This is a genomic window from Salegentibacter flavus, assembly GCF_900115145.1.
GTDB classification, from domain to species: Bacteria; Bacteroidota; Bacteroidia; order Flavobacteriales; family Flavobacteriaceae; genus Salegentibacter; species Salegentibacter flavus.
Window position 1 is genome coordinate 365,451 of the sequence record NZ_FOVL01000001.1, and the last position, 14,727, is coordinate 380,177.

Annotated in this window: 14 protein-coding genes; 3 read left to right on the plus strand and 11 right to left on the minus strand. The window is 39.5% G+C overall.

Annotated elements, in window-relative coordinates:
• Window positions 1-193: 193 nt before the first annotated feature.
• Window positions 194-1,549, plus strand: a complete 1,356-nt coding sequence (locus BM266_RS01790) for an FAD-dependent oxidoreductase (protein ID WP_093405316.1) — start codon at window positions 194-196, stop codon at window positions 1,547-1,549.
• Here BM266_RS01790 and BM266_RS01795 read toward each other — a convergent pair.
• The 5 genes from BM266_RS01795 to BM266_RS01815 form a co-directional block, all read right to left on the minus strand.
• Window positions 1,546-3,036: a potassium/proton antiporter gene (locus BM266_RS01795; RefSeq protein WP_093405094.1), complete on the minus strand. Its 1,491-nt coding sequence runs from the start codon at window positions 3,034-3,036 to the stop codon at window positions 1,546-1,548. The genes BM266_RS01790 and BM266_RS01795 overlap by 4 nt on opposite strands.
• Window positions 3,037-3,145: 109 nt before the next feature.
• Window positions 3,146-3,808 (minus strand): peptide-methionine (S)-S-oxide reductase MsrA, encoded by a 663-nt coding sequence (gene msrA, locus BM266_RS01800; RefSeq protein ID WP_093405095.1) that lies wholly within the window; start codon window positions 3,806-3,808, stop codon window positions 3,146-3,148.
• Between the two features lie 3 nt (window positions 3,809-3,811).
• Window positions 3,812-4,429: a hypothetical protein gene (locus tag BM266_RS01805; protein ID WP_093405098.1), complete on the minus strand. Its 618-nt coding sequence runs from the start codon at window positions 4,427-4,429 to the stop codon at window positions 3,812-3,814.
• 144 nt (window positions 4,430-4,573) lie between these two features.
• Window positions 4,574-5,356 (minus strand): zinc ribbon domain-containing protein, encoded by a 783-nt coding sequence (locus BM266_RS01810; RefSeq protein ID WP_093405100.1) that lies wholly within the window; start codon window positions 5,354-5,356, stop codon window positions 4,574-4,576.
• Between the two features lie 2 nt (window positions 5,357-5,358).
• On the minus strand, window positions 5,359-6,453 hold the full coding sequence (locus tag BM266_RS01815) for a Nif3-like dinuclear metal center hexameric protein (protein WP_093405103.1): 1,095 nt from the start codon (window positions 6,451-6,453) through the stop codon (window positions 5,359-5,361).
• A 90-nt stretch (window positions 6,454-6,543) separates the two neighbouring features.
• Between BM266_RS01815 and lpxK the strand changes: the two genes are divergently transcribed.
• Window positions 6,544-7,566: a tetraacyldisaccharide 4'-kinase gene (gene lpxK, locus BM266_RS01820; protein WP_093405105.1), complete on the plus strand. Its 1,023-nt coding sequence runs from the start codon at window positions 6,544-6,546 to the stop codon at window positions 7,564-7,566.
• A gap of 195 nt (window positions 7,567-7,761) precedes the next feature.
• On the opposite strand, the gene BM266_RS01825 is transcribed toward lpxK, so the two are convergent.
• The 6 genes from BM266_RS01825 to BM266_RS01850 form a co-directional block, all read right to left on the minus strand.
• Complete coding sequence (locus BM266_RS01825; RefSeq protein WP_093405108.1) at window positions 7,762-9,981, minus strand: tetratricopeptide repeat-containing hybrid sensor histidine kinase/response regulator; 2,220 nt, start codon at window positions 9,979-9,981, stop codon at window positions 7,762-7,764.
• 40 nt (window positions 9,982-10,021) lie between these two features.
• Window positions 10,022-11,029, minus strand: coding sequence for a type I glyceraldehyde-3-phosphate dehydrogenase (gap, locus tag BM266_RS01830; RefSeq protein WP_093405110.1), 1,008 nt, complete (start codon window positions 11,027-11,029; stop codon window positions 10,022-10,024).
• Between the two features lie 13 nt (window positions 11,030-11,042).
• Window positions 11,043-11,921 carry a lipoyl synthase gene (gene lipA / locus BM266_RS01835; RefSeq protein WP_093405113.1) on the minus strand — a complete coding sequence of 293 codons (879 nt, stop codon included), beginning with the start codon at window positions 11,919-11,921 and terminating at the stop codon, window positions 11,043-11,045.
• A gap of 73 nt (window positions 11,922-11,994) precedes the next feature.
• The gene (locus BM266_RS01840; protein WP_093405115.1) at window positions 11,995-12,567 is read right to left on the minus strand and encodes an RNA polymerase sigma factor; all 573 of its coding nucleotides are present in this window, start codon (window positions 12,565-12,567) and stop codon (window positions 11,995-11,997) included.
• Window positions 12,558-13,661 (minus strand): glycosyltransferase, encoded by a 1,104-nt coding sequence (locus BM266_RS01845; protein ID WP_093405116.1) that lies wholly within the window; start codon window positions 13,659-13,661, stop codon window positions 12,558-12,560. The genes BM266_RS01840 and BM266_RS01845 overlap by 10 nt, the downstream gene beginning before the upstream one ends.
• 4 nt (window positions 13,662-13,665) lie before the next feature.
• Window positions 13,666-13,881 (minus strand): membrane or secreted protein, encoded by a 216-nt coding sequence (locus BM266_RS01850; RefSeq protein WP_093405119.1) that lies wholly within the window; start codon window positions 13,879-13,881, stop codon window positions 13,666-13,668.
• A gap of 166 nt (window positions 13,882-14,047) precedes the next feature.
• On the opposite strand from BM266_RS01850, the gene BM266_RS01855 reads away from it, so the two are divergent.
• The gene (locus BM266_RS01855) at window positions 14,048-14,668 is read left to right on the plus strand and encodes a fasciclin domain-containing protein (protein WP_093405121.1); all 621 of its coding nucleotides are present in this window, start codon (window positions 14,048-14,050) and stop codon (window positions 14,666-14,668) included.
• Window positions 14,669-14,727 lie beyond the last annotated feature (59 nt).

The window sequence follows — 14,727 nt, forward strand, 5'->3', positions numbered from 1 at the left end:
CTTTAGTTTGGTTATTAAATTAAATTTAGAGATTTCACACTGGACCTCTGTTACTCTTAACCCTGCTTTAGGTTTTTTTATAAAAATATTAGCACATTTGAGGGTATTTGGATTAAAACCGGCTTCAGGTTTCAGGAATTAAGTATTTTCGTAGATGAACCCGGTGATTTTAAATCGCTTTTCATCAATATTTATGCAGTCTTCCAAAAATATAGCCGTAGTAGGCTCGGGCCTTGTTGGTTCCCTGTTGGCACTTTACCTTCAAAAGGCAGGTCATAAAGTAGTAGTATTTGATCGACGTCCCGATATCAGAAAAGTTGAATTTTCAGGAAGGTCAATTAATCTGGCTATGTCTAATCGTGGCTGGAAAGCATTACGCGAGATAGGAATAGAGATCGAAATTAAAAAGATCGCCCTTCCTTTAGATAAGAGAGCTTTACATGTCTCTTCACAACCGCTTTATTTTCAACCCTACGGTAAAAAAGGAGAAGCTATATATTCGATCTCCCGGGGTGTTCTTAACCGTAAAATGATAGATCTGGCTGAAGCCGAGGGTGTAAAATTCAGATTTGAAGAAAAAGTCTGGGATATTGATTTGGCCAATGCGCGCTTATATACCGGTGAGTCAGAAAAAAGCGAATGGAAGGAATATCAATATGATCTTATTTTTGGAGCCGATGGGGCTTTCTCCCGGGTTAGACATAAAATGCAACGTAACAGCCGCTTTAATTATTCTCAACATTTTGTAGATGTGGGGTATAAAGAACTCACTATTGACGCAAATCCAGATGGCAGCCACAAGCTTGACAATGCTTCTTTTCATATCTGGCCTCGGGGTGAATTTATGCTTATCGCTATGCCTAACCTCGATGGAAGTTTTACCTGCACTTTGTTTTTACCTTTTGAAGGGGAGGTTTCTTTTGAAAGCTTAACCACAGAAGCTCAGGCCGACGCCTTCTTTGAAACACATTTTCCCGATATCAAAGAAGAGATTTCAAATCTTAAGAGAGACTTTTTTAAAAATCCTACCAGCTCCATGGTAACTATTAAATGTTTCCCCTGGACTTACTGGGACAAAGTTGCCCTGGTAGGAGATTCGGCGCACGCTATAGTGCCGTTTTACGGGCAGGGCATGAATGCCGGTTTTGAAGATATTTCGGTGCTTTTTGAAAAGATGAAACAACACGGCGACAATTGGGAACAAATCTTTTTGGAATATCAGCAGGAACGAAAACCAAATGCCGATGCTATCGCAGAACTCAGTTGTCGTAATTTTCTTGAGATGAGCAGCAAAACGGCAGACCCCGAATTTATTCTTCGGAAAAAGATCGAAAAGCGGTTTGGTGAGAAGTATCCGGAGCTTTGGCTTCCAATGTATTCTCGTGTGACCTTTTCTGATAAACCTTATACTGAAGCTTTAGCGATAGGGGACTGGCAACGTGCGGTTATGGATGAAGTGATGGAAATCCCCGGGATCGAAGAAAAATGGAATTCTCAGAAGGTAGAAGATAAGATGTTGGAGATCATTAAAAATAATGGAAGCACCTAAGCTTCTTCCTCTTCCTTTAATTTCGGCGGTAATTTCAAACTTTCATAGGCCCCATGAAGAGTTTCTTTGTCTTCAGTTAATACAATTAAAATATCATTAGCTTCAATAACGGTATTCCCATTGGGAGTAATAAATTTATCTCCTCTGGAGATCATAGCGATTATAGCCTTCCGCGGAAATTTTAAATCCACTATTCTTTTTCCAATAGAATGATTGTTTTCCGGGATGCTAATCTCATTAAGCAATGATTTTGCGCCGTCTGCCAAGAATGCATCTACGGGAGACTTTGGTTTTACCTTCATCGGCAGTGCAACGTGCAGCCATTTCGCAATAAGTGATAAGGTAGTTCCCTGTAGTAAAACCGAGGTAAGAGATACGAAAAATACAATATTAAAGATCATATTGGCCTTTTCAATTCCTGCGATAAGAGGATAGGTGGCAAAAACAATAGGTACGGCTCCTCTAAGTCCTACCCAGGAAATATACAATCGCCTGCGCATCTTCATTTTAAAGAATACAAGACTAAGCATAACCCCTAGCGGGCGTGCGACAAAGATTAAAAAGCCCGAAATCAGTATGCCTACTCCAACTATAGGCAATACCTGGGATGGATATACTAAAAGTCCTAAGGTGAGGAATAATACAATTTGCATCAACCATGCGAGTCCGTCAAACATCCTCATAATGGTCTTTTTATGAATTATACTGTGATTCCCCAGGTAAACCCCACTAAGATATACGGCCAGGAAACCGTTACCTCCCAGAAAATCTGTAGCTGAAAACACGATAAACATCAAAGCGATAGCCAGAACTGGATAAAGGCCTTCAAAATCAAGCCTTATCCTATTAATTATGATCTTGCTAAGTTTCCCCATTAGAAATCCCATCGCAGTACCTATAAGAATCTGCTGAAGGAAAAAGGGGATAATGCTCCATAAACTCTTATCGGGACTTAGCACAAGGCTTAAAAAGGCAATGGTTAGGAAATAGGCCATGGGGTCATTACTACCGCTTTCGAGCTCGAGAGTTGGCCGAAGTTTAGATTTTAATGCCAGATTTTTAGACCTTAAAATAGAAAACACGGCAGCAGCATCTGTAGATGAAACAATTGCTCCCAGGAGCAGGGCTTCATAAATGGTGAAATCTGTAATACCCCATACAAAAGTTCCCAGCCCCAGGGCTGTGAAAAGCACTCCGAGTGTAGAAAGAGAAATTCCCTGCCAGAGTACGGGTTGTATACTTTTCCAGCTGGTATCAAGTCCCCCGGAAAAGAGGATGAAATTCAGGGAAACAATTCCTATGAATTGAGCCAGGCTGGGATCATTGAAATGAATATTACCAATTCCCTCTGAACCTGCCAGCATCCCCACTGCCAGAAAAAGCACCAAAGTTGGGACCCCGAATCGATAAGAGGTTTTTCCTGCCAGAATACTAATAAAGAGCAACAGAGAACCAATTAGGAGTACGTTTTCAATGGTAATGTTCATCTATACCTAAATTAGACGCTAAAAATACATTTTTTGGCGGGCAGAATAAATCTAATTCAATAAAAAAGGCAGCTATCTGGCTGCCATTCTTTTTGATGTGGTTTAAAGATCAGTGTTCCTTTTTCTTGAGGATATCCGGAAATTTTTCTTTAAACCGGTTTAGTCTCGGGATCGATACTTTTTGAATATAGGGGTTGTTGGGATTATTCTTTTCGTAATTCTGGTGATAATCCTCAGCAATCCAGAATTTCTTAAATGGAAGAATTTCAGCCGCGATAGATTTGTTGTAGTTTTTGGCGACTTCTGCTTTTACTTCTTCAATAATCTGTTTTTGCTTTTCATTCTGAAAAAATATGATCGAGCGGTACTGGGAACCTTGATCCGGGCCCTGGCCGTTGATCTGAGTGGGATCCTGTGAACCGAAATATACTTCCACCAAGGTTCTGAAACTCACCACCTCCGGGTCGTAGATTACTTCAACTGCTTCAGCGTGGCCGGTTCTTCCGGTATTGCTTGACTCGTAGGTTGGGTTTTTTGTATGCCCACCCGAATAACCCGAAACAGCCTCCTTTACACCTTCTATGCTCTCGTAGATGGCTTCAACACACCAGAAACATCCGCTTGCGAAATAGGCCTTCTCCAGGCCGTTTTCCGGTTCGACTTCGACGGGGTCTGCATTGGCTATTTCTGGTTTGGTTACTGATTTTTCCTGCGCATTGTTTCCACAGGAAAAGAGTACTATGGCTAAAAAGCTAAAAATATATCGTTTCATTTCTTATTGTTTTCTGTATGAGTATGAACCTTCAAGGGTTTTTTTACCGTAAATAGCATAATCTACCGCTAACTCCCCGTCAATGGAGAATCCTTTCCAGTCCAGTTCCATTCCATCTGGCGTTGGGGTAATTTCAGCGATTGGGGTATTGGTGTCAAAATCTTCCCACGGAAGCTTATCGTTGGTGTTTTTTACAGAAGGTTTTGTAAAAAAGACTAGGGTAGTGTTCCCGCTTTGAGAAAATCTCGCCTTGATATAGATTTCATTATCCTTGAGGCATAGTTCAGATTGCCCTGTGGTTACAACATCAACGCAATAACAGCTGCACCCGGCATCGTTTTCATCAACTTTTATATATTTCGTGTTGCTTATCCTGCCTTGGGCTTCCTCCTCATTTTTTCCATCCTTTACACTATCTGGAGTTTCCATATTGTTATCCCTGGAGGTTTTGTTATTTTCTGATGTTTCAGATCGGGAACCGGGCTTGTTTGAATCCGAATTTTCATAGACGTCATAATTCTGTTCGGTATTTTGGATATCTTCAGCTTCCTTATCGTTTTCCTCATTTTTGCAGGAAAAAAGTACAAATACGAGGCTGAATAATATTAAATAATTTTTCATTTTAGTAGGTTTTGAACATCTAAAGTTAGAGTTAATCTAACGTATAATTGTGAAATACTTGTTAATCAATGCTTAAACAGGAGCCAACAAAAAAGCCCCAAATCTATAGATTTGGGGCTTTTCAGAATTATTTGGAATGAATTCTTAACCTACCTTGGTAAATAAATTGTTCATTTTCTCCTGTTCTTCTTTGGCAAGTTCTTCATCTACCAAAATACGGCCACTATGTTCGTCTGTAATGATCTTTTTGCGACCGGCGATCTCCATAATTACCTGCGGTGGGATCGTGAAGTAAGAACCTCCGGACGCACCACGCTCTACCGGAACGATGGCCAGTCCATTTTTCACATTGCTTCTGATTCTTTTATAGGCATTTACTAAACGCTCTTCGATGTTTTTCTCGAACTCTGCAGATTTTTTGATAAGAGCCTGTTCCTCTTTTTCAGTTTCTGAAAGAATTTCGTCCAACTCACTTTTCTTGTGCTCAAGATGTTTTACTCTTTCGTCCAAACGTTCCTTAGTTTGCCCGATCACTTCTTTCTTCTGCTCAATCTGAACTTTATATTCTGCGATGTTTTTTTCTGCCAGTTCTATTTCCAGTTCCTGGAATTCAACTTCCTTTGAAAGTGCATTGAATTCACGGTTGTTTCGTACATTCTTCTGCTGCTCAGAATATTTTTTAATGGTGGCTTTAGACTCGTCTATCTGGTTTTTCTTGCTTTTAATATCATTCTCAATAACCTCAATATCGGCATCCAGTTTTTCTAAACGGGTGTTTAATCCAGCTACTTCATCTTCCAAATCTTCAACTTCTAAGGGAAGCTCGCCGCGTACGTTCCTGATTTCATCAATTCTTGAGTCCACCAGTTGAAGATCGTACAATGCTCTTAACTTCTCTTCTACAGTAACTTCGTTTTTTTTTGCCATAGTTAAATATACTTGATAGGATTGGTATTTGTCTCTGCTAAAATAAGTGCAAAATTACTAATTTTTTTTGTCAAATAAGAATGTAGCAGATTTTTTGTGTATTGCTCGCTTTCATAGTGGCCAATATCTGCCAGTACCAGCTCTTTCTCGGCTTTATAGAAGTCGTGATACTTGAGATCTGCAGTAATATAAAAATCGGCTCCGGCTCGTTTGGCATTTTCGATGGCAAAACTGCCACTGCCGCCCAAAACGGCAACTTTTTTTACCGGTTTTTGTCGCAATTCTGAGTGCCTGATACAACCTGAATTAAAGTTCTGTTTTACCTTCTGAAGAAATTCTGCTTCATCCTGCTCCTCTTCAAGTTCGCCTATCATTCCCATCCCTAAATGTTGATTTGAATTATCTAAAGTTGTTATCTCATAGGCTACTTCCTCATAAGGGTGGCTGGAGAAAAGGGCATTTATGATCTTTCCTTCCATATGGGCAGGAAAAGTTAACCCGATTTGTGTTTCCTCCTCAAAATGCACCTCTCCTTTTTCGCCTATCACCGGATTTGCTTCTTCATTTGGTTTAAAGCTCCCCGAACCTTTTAAATTAAAGCTACAGTTGTCGTAATTTCCAATGCTACCGGCCCCAGCATTAAACAGCGCCTTTCGAACTTCATCAGCCTTATTATTTGGAACAAATGTGGTGAGTTTCTTTATGCTTTGCTTTCGCGGAATAAGGATCTTCCTGTTTCTTAATCCCAGCTTTTCGCAAATCATATCATTTACGCCTTTATGTTGGTTATCAAGGGCGGTGTGAATCGCATAGATCGCGATATCATTTTTTATTGCTTTTATTATGGTGCGCTCCACATAATTTTTTCCGTTGAGTTTTTTTAAACCTGAAAAGATAATAGGGTGAAAACTAATAATGAGGTTGCAATTCTTCTCTATTGCTTCATCTACCACTTCTTCGAGGGTGTCCAGCGTGATAAGCGCTCCCTTTATCTGGGTGGTGGGGTCTCCTGAAAGAAGGCCTACATTATCAAAATCTTCAGCGTAGGCAGTAGGAGCAAAATCTTCCAGAATATTAATAACTTCCTGAATCTGCATTTAATTTTATTATATTGAAAGCAGAAGCCTGCTTTTGTTAATTTTGTTTGAATCAGCCTAACTTCAAATATAAATATTATAGTTTGCCCTATGGAACTTTTCCGAAAAATCCTCCTGCCTTTTTCACTTTTATATGGATTTGTAATGCTTATCAGGAATTTTCTCTACGATAGCGGAATCCTGAAATCAAAATCTTATGAGATTCCGATTATTTGTGTTGGCAATCTTAATACCGGTGGGACAGGAAAATCGCCCATGATAGAATTTCTGCTGAAAGTATTGGGGAAGGAATACCGCGTGGCTAGCTTAAGCCGCGGATATAAGCGCAAGACTCGTGGATATTATCTTTTAATGGGGAGAGAGGCCGCCGCCGAAGTAGGGGATGAGCCACTTCAGTTTAAGAAAAAATTCCCTGATGCTCTTGTAGCTGTTGATGCCGACCGCCAAAATGGAATTTCGAATTTACTTAAAGAAAACCCTGAGGTTATATTGCTTGATGATGCCTTTCAGCACAGGAAGGTGAAAGCGGGGTTGAATATTTTGCTCACGGCCTTTGGAGCTCTTTATACTGATGATTTTATGTTACCTACCGGAAATTTGCGAGAACCTGGATTTGGCGCTGAACGAGCAGATATTATTCTGGTCACAAAATGTCCGCCAAACCTTAATAGAAGTGAACAGGAGCACATTAGGACTAAACTTGAACTGCGTAATTATCAGGAACTGTTTTTTACTTCTATCAGGTATTCAGAAGAAATCATTTCTGGTGAAAAAAGAATTATGCTCAGGGATTTGAAAACTACTCCATTCACTCTGGTTACGGGTATCGCTAAGCCTCAGCCGCTGGTAAAATATCTGGAGGGGGAAAAGCTAAAATTTGAACATAAAACTTTTGGAGACCATCATAATTTTAATTCATCTGAAATCGCTGAACTGCAAAAAGAAGACCTGATTCTAACCACCGAGAAGGATTATATGCGGCTTCAGAACAGGATAGCTAAGGAAAAGCTGTTTTACCTTCCTATAGAGGTTTCCTTTATCAATGGAGAAATGGAATTTCTTGAAGAAGTTCTGGCCTATGTGAACCGGGTTGATTTTAGGGAGAGTAGGTAGTCTCCGGTCATTACTAAGCACAGAAGAAAAATAAATCTAAAATTAATTTTCCAATCCATTGATAGTTAGTTATTGGAATAAAAATGAGGTGCGCAGGCACCTCATTTCTTTTTAGGCTAATTCAAACTATATATATTGTAATCTGCGATATATAATTTTACTAGCCTTGTATTTTGCAAAGCATATGCCAAAGCGCTAAACGGTTGATTCTCTTAATGCTAATTGATTGTTAATCTTCCTAAAGAACTCTTCGGTCTTGTAGGGTTTTGGGATAATATCACTAAAACCATTGGCGTAGAACTCATCCAGATTATTATCAAGGGTTACTGCGGTTAACGCAATAATCGGGATGCTGTCATTGAACTTTCTAATGGCAGCAGTCGCTTCAATACCACTTATTCCCGGCATATGAATATCCATAAGCACAAGGTCGAAATCTTCAGTTCTTATCTTTTCTATCGCATCAGATCCGTTATCTGCGACATCGCAAATAGTGCCGTTCTTTTCAAGAATCTTCCTGGTGATCATTTGGTTGATCTTGTTGTCTTCAACCACCAGAATTTTTTTGTCTTTCATCAACTCCATATTATCTATTGAAGAGGGGAGTTCCGGAGATTCGGTTTTTGGTAATTCTACGGCTTCAAATTTAAGTTCAAAAGTAAAACAGGATCCTTTTCCCAATTCGCTTTCCAGATTAATCTCACTTCCCAGTAAATGAAGCAGGTTTTTAACAATGGATAGGCCGAGCCCCGTACCCCCGAATTTTCGGTTTATCTGGGTAGAGCCCTGGGTGAAATTTTCAAAAATTGCTTTTTGTTTTTCTTTGGTAATGCCCTCGCCATTATCTTTTATTTCAAAATTCAACCAAATAAAGGGACCGTCCTGCTTGGTCTTTTTGACGCTTATCCAAATATCTCCGTCTTCGGTAAACTTGATGGAATTCCCTATTAGATTAATAAGTACCTGGGAGATCTTTAGGGGATCTCCTTTTAGTTTACGAGGAATCTTCTTATCAAAATCAAAGTGGATTTTAGTATGCTTCTCATCGGCTGAATTTTTAAGAGCGATAAGCACATCTGAAATTCTTTTCTCCAGATTAAAACTAGCCTCCATAATTTCCACCTTATTGGCCTCGAGTTTGTTGAGGTCTAAAATGTTATTGATTAGCGACAACAGGTATTCCCCGGAGAACTTCAGGGAATTTAGGTGTTCTTTTTGGTTTTCAGTAGGACTCTCTTCCAACAATAAATGGGTAAGTCCCGTTACGGCATATAATGGAGTGCGGAGCTCGTGCGTGATTGTAGAAAGGAACTGTGCCTTGGCCATTGATGCTTTTTCGGCATTTTCTTTGGCCTTTGTGAGTTCTGTGTTTTTTTTCTGAAGCAATTCGTTGGCTCTTGCTCTCAGGTTATTGTTTTTGTAAAGCGATAAAGTTAATAATGAGAGAATAGTGATTAAGGCTACACTTAAAATGGTGGTGAGCTTATTTACTTTTAATGACCGTTCCTGTTCGGCGTTTTGAAGGGCGAGTTCATTAAGGCTGCTTTTCATGGCATCAACTCCATAACGGGTAGTGGCATCTACTGCTATGGCCTCCTTGTTCATGTTATAAATTGAATCTCGAATCATGTTACTGATCTTTAGAAACTCAAGAGCCTGTGTCGGGTTGCCTATTTCTTCGTGTACTTCACTAAGTACCTTGTTGGAACTCATCAATATTCCGTTGAAACTCTGTTCCTTTCCAATATCTCTTGCTAATTGGATATCGGTGAGGGCTAAATTGTAATCTTTTAATTTGAAATGAGTTTTGCCCCGAAAATAATGGAGCCGTGATATCTCGTAAATGTCAGGAGTTTCATCGTCTTTTAAGTACCCTTCTGCTTTATTAAAATTGGAGAGTGCTAAAGTGGGTTTTTGATCCAGGTTTAAATTTATAATCCCACGGTTTAAGTGGATAATTCCCAAATACTCAGTATTATCATTTTTTACCGATAGGCTTTCAGCAAGATTTAAATATTTGTGAGCCCGGTTGCTATCTTTTTCAGAAATGAGGATTTTGGCGTAGGTTATATAGCTATATGCCAGCCCCATATCATCTTCGATTTCCCTTTGGATGGAAATAGCACGATTCAATTCGGTAGAAGCTCTGCTATATTCATGCCTGATATAGTATAGCTTAGCCAGAATACTACTGGAAAGTGCGATATACTTTTTGTTATCTATGCCTTTTGAAAATTCCAGGGAAGTATTTAGCTGCTGCAGGGCCTGATCAAAATCCAGAATATTTATTGATTCTTCAGCTTGGCTTAGAAGCTTCTGGATTCTTGCATTGGTTTCTTCAACCTCATCAACATCCTGGGATGGTAAGGTTATTGAGAAAAATATAAAAAATACCCATATATGCGTAAAGTTCATCACTTTGGGGGGTTGGCGGCTAATTTGTTGTTAAATATAGTTAATTATCATTAACCGCTGAAATTAAATCGATAAGCCTGCTGGAATAACCTATTTCATTATCATACCAGCCGATAAGTTTCACCAGTTTTCCTCCTATCACCGAAGTCATTTGGGCATCAAAAATGCACGAATGGGTATTGCCTTGTATATCTATTGAAACAATTGGATCTTCGGTGTAACTTAATATTCCTGCCAGTCTTGTTTCTGAAGTTTCCTTAAATAATTTGTTTACCTCTTCAATGGAGGTTTGTTTCTTGATATTAAGGGTCATATCGGTCAATGAGCCGTTGGGAACGGGAACCCGAATTCCGCAGCCCCCAATAACTTCTTGTAAATCAGGAAAAATATGAGTTAAAGCCTTAGCAGCCCCCGTTGTGGTCGGAATTATAGATTGTGCCGCAGCCCTGCTTCGTCTAAGGTCCCGGTGTGGCTTATCATGAAGACTTTGATCTGATGTATAAGAATGAACCGTGGTGATATAAGCCTGTTCTACTCCAAAATTGTCGTGAATAATTTTAAGCATTGGCGCGGCATTATTGGTGGTACAGGAAGCATTGGAGATTATTCTCTCTGTGCCGTCAAGAATATGCTCATTTACTCCTAAAACCACCATTTTGATCTTGTCGTCCTGTGGTGGGACAGAGAGGATCACTTTCTTCACGCCTTCCTTTAAATGATGCTGAAGATCTTCGGTTGTTTTAAATTTTCCGGAAGCTTCAACTACATAATCAACTTTATAATTCTGCCAGTTTAGTTCTTGAGGATGAGATTTGTTTAGGAGTTTTACAGAATTTCCGTCAATAATAAAACCATCTTCAGAAGCACGAACTTCATTTTTCAGAACTCCGTGAATACTGTCATATTTCAGTAAATGAATTAGGGTGCGGGCATCGGCAACATCATTGACGGCTACAACCCTGATATTAGGGTGTCCAATTAACAATCTAAAAAGGTTACGCCCTATGCGACCAAAACCATTTATGCCTATATTGATTTTTGCCGCCATTGAAAGCTCTTAGTTAGTTTATGTGTTTTTGCGCTTTATAAGAGGAGCGGACCAAGGCGCTGCTTTCTACGTGTCGAAATCCCAGATCCAATCCAATAGCCTCATATTTTTTGAATTGATCGGGGGTTATGAATTGTTTCACCGGCAGATGTTTTTTGCTGGGTTGTAGATATTGGCCAATGGTTACAACGTCTACTCCTGCATCTTTTAAATCATGAAGAGTTTGAATAACCTCGTCTTCCTGTTCTCCAAGACCAAGCATTATGCCTGATTTTGTGCGATTTATGCCTTGATCTTTCAGGTATCGTAGAACTTCCAGGCTTCGCTCGTATTTTGCCTGAATTCTTACCTCGCGGGTTAAGCGCTTTACGGTTTCCATATTGTGTGAGACCACTTCCGGAGCAACTTCAATAATACGATCTAAATTTCTTTCATTTCCCTGAAAATCGGGAATAAGGGTTTCCAGAGTGGTTTCAGGGTTCATTCTTCGAATGGCCTTTACCGTTTCGGCCCAGATGATGGAGCCCATATCTTTAAGATCATCGCGGTCTACACTGGTGACTACTGCATGTTTGATCTTCATGAGTTTAATGGAGCGGGCGACTTTCTCAGGTTCATCCCAATCTACTGTTTCCGGTCTTCCGGTTTTAACCCCGCAAAATCCGCAGGATCGGGTACAGATATTTCCCAGGATCATAAAGGTGGCAGTGCCTTCACTCCAGCATTCACCCATATTGGGGCAGCTTCCGGAGGTACAAATGGTATGAAGGTCATATTTGTCTACCAGGTTACGTAACTCGGTGTATTTTTTTCCGGTGGGTAACTTAACCCTTAACCATTTAGGTTTGGATTTGGTCTTGGTTTCTTTAGGGGAAATTGTCTCTGTACTCATAGCAAAATTCAATTGGTCAAAGATACAATAATCTGTTTAACTGCATAAATTAGACAGCCTTTGTTCTTATTGCTTACAGCCTGTTTCTGTTTTCTATAATCTCTGCGAGAAGTTTCTTGGCCCTGAGGAGTTTAACCTTGACATTGTTCATAGGTTCATCAAGGGCTTCAGCAATTTCTTTATATGATTTCTCCTGGAAATATCTAAGGTTGATCACTTCCTGGTAATGAGGTTTCAACTGCTTGATATCGGTTAGTAATTGAGCAAGATTCTGGTCCTTGATGAGCTTGTCTTCAATCGAAGGAGTTTCATCGGCAATGCTATGAACCTGGGTAACGTTTTCTGAAGTGGTTTTTGACCTTATTGAAGCGTTTTTCTTTCTAATAAGATCTACATGAAGGTTTTTTGAGATCGCTATTAACCAGGTGCTGAAGGAGTAATTTTCATCGAAAGTACGGATCTTGTTAAAGGCCTTGGAGAAAGTCTGAATGCTGATGTCTTCAGCCTCATACTCATCCCTGGTTTTTTTAAGCTGAAAACCATATACGTCATTCCAGAATTTATCCAGGAGATAATTGAAAGCAGCCTGATTCCCATCTTTGGCGGCCTTTATTTTGGTAAGCAGCTCCTCCCGGTTTATTTCCAATGGCTTGGTTTTGAGAAAATATTAGCTATAAATATGCTTAATTGCGATAAGATTAAAAATACTTCTAAAAACGGAAATAACCAAACCACATCTGTTTCTCCAATTTTCCGTGCCGACTTATAATATACCAAAAATTCCAGCAACAAAAGAAGGCCTAAAGCCGATAGGACTATTACCGGGTAAACCTGTGCTATTAAAAGAATGGGGAGTAAAAGCCAGAATAATAATTTAGAGCTGTAAAATAATCCCAGTAGGAATTTATGTTTAAGCTGGTAGTGCCTGGCAATTGAAGTGTGTCTTCTTTTTTGCTGAAACCACTCTTTAAAAGTTTGCTTGGGCACACTTCGGGTTATGGCTTCCTTATTAAAGCAAATAGCGGTATTGTGTGCGGTGGCGGCTTCATTGACAAAGAGATCATCATCCCCCGAGCGCAAATGCAAATGACTGGCAAAACCTTTATGTGCATAAAATTCTTCTGAAGTATAAGCCAGATTTCGGCCTACTCCCATATAAGGACTTCCGAGCCGGGCATATGAAAAATACTGAATGGCAGTAAGCAGGGTTTCAAACCTTATCAATTTATTCAAAAAAGAGTTTCTATGTTTAAAATAACCGCCGTAACCCAGAATAATACTTTTTTCTGCACTAAAATTCTGAACCATTCCTGCAATCCATTTGTTCGATTGAGGGGCACAGTCGGCATCGGTAAATAAGAGGTGGGAGTTTCTGGCCTTTTTTATACCAAGGGTTAGGGCATATTTTTTATTCGCCCAGAAAGCTTCATTATTCTGAACGTTAACAATCTTTATACGGCCGTCTATTTTCTGAAATTCCTCGATAACCTCAAGAGTACTATCTGTAGAGGCATCATTGATCACTACAACTTCAAAGTCGGGATATTCCTGTTCCAGAATAGAGGGGAGGAAATTCCTTAAATTTTCAGCTTCATTTTTCGCACAAATAATTACAGAAACCGGAAAACCCGGTTTTTCGGTTTTTCGGTTTCTGGCATTGGCAAACGACAGAAATGCCAGGAAAAAAACGAAGTTGGTTAAACAGAATAATAAATAGAAACCGAGTAAAGTTAGGGTCATTCAGTTAAGTAATCTGTTTCCCTTCTTTATCGGTACTGCAATTACCCATTTCTTCTGGCATCTTTCCGCAGAAACTGCAGGATTCGCCACCTTTATTTAAATATGGACTTTGACTGGCGCAAGTTCCGGCAAATTTTCCGTCTTTCTTACTCCAGATCTTTATAGCAAGCCCTGCAAACGCAAGAGCAAGCAATACTATACTTATAATTATTAATTTCATGGTGATAGATTTCTTCTGCAAAAATAACAATAAAAACAGGATTGGTAAAATTAGTCGACACATTAGGAAAAGCTTTACACTATTTAACTAAACATTACATGTAAAACTCTAATAGTGATTGTGTTACGCGATAAATTTGCAGGTTAACAAACTAAATAATTCAATTATGAAAATCAGTAAAATTTTAGTCATACTATTTTTAGGTCTCTTTGTGTTTACTTCTTGTGAAGATGGAAAGAAAAAAGCTGAAGAAGAGAAGGAAAGATTAGAAAGGCAAGAAGCTGAACGAGCGGCTGGCTTGCAGGCAGAAGAAGAACGCATGGAATGGGAAGCAAACAGTATTGCTGCAAAAACGATGGAAGATGATTCGCTGAGTTCCTTGTCCAGCGCTTTACAGAATGCAGAACTTGCGCAGACTTTCACTGAAGAGGAGGGACCTTATACTATCTTCGCACCCACCAATGAGGCCTTTGAAAAGGTAGATCGGGCCACTTTGGATACATTAATGAAGACTGAAAACCGCGAAAAATTAAGCGATGTGCTTAAATATCACGTAGTGGAGGATGAGATCACTGCAGAAGAACTTTCCGAAAGAATTGACGAGGGTAATGGAGAATATTCCATAACTACCTTGAGCGGCGCCTCGCTTAACGCTCTTAAAAGTGGAGATGATATTCTTCTCAAAGATGAGAATGGTAACACTTCTAAAATCATCAAAACTAATATAGAGGCCTCAAACGGTGTAATTCATCAAATAGATGGGGTAATGATGAGGAAAAAATCTTAGTCCTTTGTAACATCCAAGAAGTTCTAAATTTCAAACTATCGGTAAATCCCAGTAGTTTT

Coding starts and splice junctions, on each gene's coding strand:
- gap (WP_093405110.1), bottom strand. CDS start 11,029: ATGGCGGCAAAAATCAATATAGGCATAAATGGTTTTGGTCGCATAGGG.
- BM266_RS01850 (WP_093405119.1), bottom strand. CDS start 13,881: ATGAAATTAATAATTATAAGTATAGTATTGCTTGCTCTTGCGTTTGCA.
- BM266_RS01790 (WP_093405316.1), top strand. CDS start 194: ATGCAGTCTTCCAAAAATATAGCCGTAGTAGGCTCGGGCCTTGTTGGT.
- lpxK (WP_093405105.1), top strand. CDS start 6,544: ATGGAACTTTTCCGAAAAATCCTCCTGCCTTTTTCACTTTTATATGGA.
- msrA (WP_093405095.1), bottom strand. CDS start 3,808: ATGAAACGATATATTTTTAGCTTTTTAGCCATAGTACTCTTTTCCTGT.
- BM266_RS01815 (WP_093405103.1), bottom strand. CDS start 6,453: ATGCAGATTCAGGAAGTTATTAATATTCTGGAAGATTTTGCTCCTACT.
- lipA (WP_093405113.1), bottom strand. CDS start 11,921: ATGAGTACAGAGACAATTTCCCCTAAAGAAACCAAGACCAAATCCAAA.
- BM266_RS01810 (WP_093405100.1), bottom strand. CDS start 5,356: ATGGCAAAAAAAAACGAAGTTACTGTAGAAGAGAAGTTAAGAGCATTG.
- BM266_RS01825 (WP_093405108.1), bottom strand. CDS start 9,981: ATGAACTTTACGCATATATGGGTATTTTTTATATTTTTCTCAATAACC.
- BM266_RS01855 (WP_093405121.1), top strand. CDS start 14,048: ATGAAAATCAGTAAAATTTTAGTCATACTATTTTTAGGTCTCTTTGTG.
- BM266_RS01845 (WP_093405116.1), bottom strand. CDS start 13,661: ATGACCCTAACTTTACTCGGTTTCTATTTATTATTCTGTTTAACCAAC.
- BM266_RS01805 (WP_093405098.1), bottom strand. CDS start 4,429: ATGAAAAATTATTTAATATTATTCAGCCTCGTATTTGTACTTTTTTCC.
- BM266_RS01795 (WP_093405094.1), bottom strand. CDS start 3,036: ATGAACATTACCATTGAAAACGTACTCCTAATTGGTTCTCTGTTGCTC.